This window comes from Dietzia sp. IBK-p2-15D (assembly GCF_057773105.1).
Window position 1 is genome coordinate 1 of the sequence record NZ_JBYMTK010000020.1, and the last position, 5,192, is coordinate 5,192.

Consider the following 5,192-nt stretch of genomic DNA (forward strand, 5'->3'; position numbering starts at 1 on the left):
TTGCGTGGGTGTGTTGTTTCAGATACTGCACAGTGGACGCGTTGCGATTCTTTAGGGGCTGTTTGTGTGTAAGCCCTCGGCCGATTAGTACCGGTCACCTGCACGCATTGCTGCGCTTCCAGTTCCGGCCTATCAACCCCATGGTCTGTGGGGGGCCTTAACCACGCGAAGGTGGTGAGAAACCTCATCTTGGAACAGGCTTCCCGCTTAGATGCTTTCAGCGGTTATCCCTTCCGAACGTAGCTAACCAGCGATGCTCCTGGTGGAACAACTGGCACACCAGAGGTTCGTCCGTCCCGGTCCTCTCGTACTAGGGACAGCCTTCCTCAAGTTTCTTACGCGCGCGGCGGATAGAGACCGAACTGTCTCACGACGTTCTAAACCCAGCTCGCGTGCCGCTTTAATGGGCGAACAGCCCAACCCTTGGGACCTACTCCAGCCCCAGGATGCGACGAGCCGACATCGAGGTGCCAAACCATCCCGTCGATATGGACTCTTGGGGAAGATCAGCCTGTTATCCCCGGGGTACCTTTTATCCGTTGAGCGACACCGCTTCCACTTGCCGGTGCCGGATCACTAGTCCCGACTTTCGTCCCTGCTCGACGTGTCAGTCTCACAGTCAAGCTCCCTTGTGCACTTGCACTCAACACCTGATTGCCATCCAGGCTGAGGGAACCTTTGGGCGCCTCCGTTACTCTTTAGGAGGCAACCGCCCCAGTTAAACTACCCACCAGGCACTGTCCCTAACCCAGATCATGGGCCGAGGTTAGACGTCCAATACGATCAGAGTGGTATTTCAACAACGACTCCACACACACTGGCGTGCATGCTTCACAGTCTCCCACCTATCCTACACAAACCGAATCGAACGCCAATACCAAGCTATAGTAAAGGTCCCGGGGTCTTTTCGTCCTGCCGCGCGTAACGAGCATCTTTACTCGTAGTGCAATTTCGCCGAGTCTGTGGTCGAGACAGCAGAGAAGTCGTTACGCCATTCGTGCAGGTCGGAACTTACCCGACAAGGAATTTCGCTACCTTAGGATGGTTATAGTTACCACCGCCGTTTACTGGGGCTTAAATTCTCAGCTTCGCCTTGCGGCTAACCGGTCCTCTTAACCTTCCAGCACCGGGCAGGCGTCAGTCCGTATACATCGACTTACGTCTTCGCACGGACCTGTGTTTTTAGTAAACAGTCGCTTCTCTCTGGTCTCTGCGACCACCCCCAGCTCAGATCGCAAGGATCGTCACCGGGCGTGGTCCCCCTTCTCCCGAAGTTACGGGGGCATTTTGCCGAGTTCCTTAACCACAGTTCTCTCGATCGCCTTGGTATTCTCTACCTGATCACCTGTGTCGGTTTGGGGTACGGGCCGTGTATGAACTCACTAGAGGCTTTTCTCGGCAGCATAGGATCACTGAATTCCCCACAACGGGTATGCATCAAGTCTCAGCCTTGATGTGACACGGATTTGCCTATGTCACGGCCTACACTCTTACACCAGTACAACCACTGACTGGCCCAGCTACCTTCCTGCGTCACCCCATCGCTTGGCTACTACCAGTTCAGGTCCCGCGCATCCGGTCCACGTCATCCCGAAGGATGCTCTAGGACGTTCAGGGCGGTTAGTATCACTGATTCACCATGGGCGCGCATACACGGGTACGGGAATATCAACCCGTTGTCCATCGACTACGCCTGTCGGCCTCGCCTTAGGTCCCGACTCACCCTGGGCAGATTAGCTTGACCCAGGAACCCTTGATCATTCGGCGGACGAGTTTCTCACTCGTCATTCGCTACTCATGCCTGCATTCTCACTCGTGTGGCCTCCACGCCTGGATCACTCCGGCGCTTCTATGGCCACACGACGCTCCCCTACCCATCCATACACCTGCCCGGAGGAGGTTATTGTATGAATGCCGCGGCTTCGGCGGTGTACTTGAGCCCCGCTAAATTGTCGGCGCAGGACCACTTGACCAGTGAGCTATTACGCACTCTTTCAAGGGTGGCTGCTTCTAAGCCAACCTCCTGGCTGTCTCAGCGATCCCACATCCTTTTCCACTTAGTACACGCTTAGGGGCCTTAGCCGGCGATCTGGGCTGTTTCCCTCTCGACTATGAAGCTTATCCCCCACAGTCTCACTGCCGCACTCTCACACCTCGGCATTCGGAGTTTGGCTGACGTCAGTAACCTTGTAGGGCCCATCGGCCATCCAGTAGCTCTACCTCCGAGGTGAAACATGCGACGCTGCACCTAAATGCATTTCGGGGAGAACCAGCTATCACGGAGTTTGATTGGCCTTTCACCCCTACCCACAACTCATCCCCTCAGTTTTCAACCTAAGTGGGTTCGCGCCTCCACGACGTCTTACCGTCGCTTCACACTGGCCATGGGTAGATCACTCCGCTTCGGGTCTAGAGCATGCCACTGGGTCGCCCTATTAGGACTCGCTTTCGCTACGGCTTCCCCACACGGGTTAACCTCGCGACATACCACTAACTCGCAGGCTCATTCTTCAAAAGGCACGCCATCAGCCCTAAAGCCTCTGACGGATTGTAAGCACACGGTTTCAGGTACTATTTCACTCCCCTCCCGGGGTACTTTTCACCATTCCCTCACGGTACTAATCCGCTATCGGTCACCAAGAAGTATTTAGGCTTACCGGGTGGTCCCGGCAGATTCACAGCAGATTTCACGGGCCCGCTGCTACTTGGGAACACAAATCGCCCCGCCGCAAGGTTTTCAGGTACGGGACTCTCACCCTCTCCGGCCGACCCTTCCAAGTCGTTCCCCTAACCCGCGATCAATCAGCGCCCGGTCCGGCAGAACCGGGACATCATGCCCCACAACACCACACACGCAACCCCTGCCGGGTATCACACGCATGCGGTTTAGCCTGATCCGCGTTCGCTCGCCGCTACTGACGGAATCACTATTGTTTTCTCTTCCTGCGGGTACTGAGATGTTTCACTTCCCCGCGTTCCCTCCACACACCCTATGTATTCAGATGCGGGTAACACGCCATCACGCGTGCTGGGTTTCCCCATTCGGACACCCTCGGATCACAGCTCGTTTGGCAGCTCCCCGAGGCTTATCGCAGCCTACTACGTCCTTCATCGGCTCTTGGTGCCAAGGCATCCACCGTGTGCTCTTACACACTTACATTCACAAACAATTAAAGATGCTCGCGTCCACTGTGCAGTTCTCAAACAACACACACCAACCCCACCCACACCCCGGCCACGTATGGCGCATCAGATGTCTCGGGAATCAGTGCCATCAGAAACAACCAAACCCGAAGGCTCGATGGTGTTGTTTCAGACACCCAACAGTGTGTTTCGTCCGGACCACGCTAACGCCGGCACCAGATCCTGCAATCTGATACCGCCGATCACGGCGAGTCCTACGCGATAGTGTTCCACCCAATGAGCCACAGAGCGCGCCACATTCGGACGCGAACCCTGCGCAAACTCTGACCACACCAAAGCGTGGTGAGTGCTCCTTAGAAAGGAGGTGATCCAGCCGCACCTTCCGGTACGGCTACCTTGTTACGACTTCGTCCCAATCGCCGATCCCACCTTCGACGGCTCCCTCCACAAGGGTTAGGCCACCGGCTTCGGGTGTTACCGACTTTCATGACGTGACGGGCGGTGTGTACAAGGCCCGGGAACGTATTCACCGCAGCGTTGCTGATCTGCGATTACTAGCGACTCCGACTTCATGGGGTCGAGTTGCAGACCCCAATCCGAACTGAGACCAGCTTTAAGGGATTCGCTCCACCTCGCGGTATCGCAGCCCTCTGTACTAGCCATTGTAGCATGTGTGAAGCCCTAGACATAAGGGGCATGATGATTTGACGTCATCCCCACCTTCCTCCGAGTTGACCCCGGCAGTCTCTCACGAGTCCCCACCATTACGTGCTGGCAACATGAGACAGGGGTTGCGCTCGTTGCGGGACTTAACCCAACATCTCACGACACGAGCTGACGACAACCATGCACCACCTGTATACAAGCCACAAGGGAAACGACATCTCTGCCGTCGTCCTGTATATGTCAAGCCTAGGTAAGGTTCTTCGCGTTGCATCGAATTAATCCACATGCTCCGCCGCTTGTGCGGGCCCCCGTCAATTCCTTTGAGTTTTAGCCTTGCGGCCGTACTCCCCAGGCGGGGCGCTTAATGCGTTAGCTACGGCACGGAGTCCGTGGAAGGACCCCACACCTAGCGCCCACCGTTTACGGCATGGACTACCAGGGTATCTAATCCTGTTCGCTACCCATGCTTTCGCTCCTCAGCGTCAGTTACTACCCAGAGACCCGCCTTCGCCACCGGTGTTCCTCCTGATATCTGCGCATTTCACCGCTACACCAGGAATTCCAGTCTCCCCTGTAGTACTCAAGTCTGCCCGTATCGCCTGCACGCCCCCGGTTAAGCCGAGGGATTTCACAGACGACGTGACAAACCGCCTACGAGCTCTTTACGCCCAGTAATTCCGGACAACGCTCGCACCCTACGTATTACCGCGGCTGCTGGCACGTAGTTAGCCGGTGCTTCTTCTGCAGGTACCGTCACTTGCGCTTCGTCCCTACTGAAAGGGGTTTACAATCCGAAGACCGTCATCCCCCACGCGGCGTCGCTGCATCAGGCTTTCGCCCATTGTGCAATATTCCCCACTGCTGCCTCCCGTAGGAGTCTGGGCCGTGTCTCAGTCCCAGTGTGGCCGATCACCCTCTCAGGCCGGCTACCCGTCGTCGCCTTGGTAGGCCATTACCCCACCAACAAGCTGATAGGCCGCGGGCTCATCCTGCACCGAAAAACTTTCCAACCCCCACCATGCGGCAGGAGTTCATATCCGGTATTAGACCCAGTTTCCCAGGCTTATCCCGAAGTGCAGGGCAGATTACCCACGTGTTACTCACCCGTTCGCCACTCGTGTACCCCCGAAGGGGCCTTACCGTTCGACTTGCATGTGTTAAGCACGCCGCCAGCGTTCGTCCTGAGCCAGGATCAAACTCTCCATAAAAGCTTCTCAGCACTACGAAAAGCACAATCCAAGCAAAAACAAACCAAAAACTGGCTGTTCAAACAAAAACGCGACCCCCACGACAGGGATGTGAAAGGGTCGCAACCAAACAAAAAATTTGGCACTATCACAAACAAAACACACTGTTGAGTTCTCAAACAACACCCACACACC

Annotated in this window: 2 rRNA genes; both read right to left on the reverse strand. The window is 56.0% G+C overall.

Features of this window, described 5'->3' with window-relative positions:
• Positions 1-64: 64 nt before the first annotated feature.
• A 23S ribosomal RNA gene (locus AC3DEV_RS16615) occupies positions 65-3,160 on the reverse strand.
• A gap of 341 nt (positions 3,161-3,501) precedes the next feature.
• A 16S ribosomal RNA gene (locus tag AC3DEV_RS16620) occupies positions 3,502-5,018 on the reverse strand.
• The 16S and 23S rRNA genes sit together here, the layout of an rRNA operon.
• Positions 5,019-5,192 lie beyond the last annotated feature (174 nt).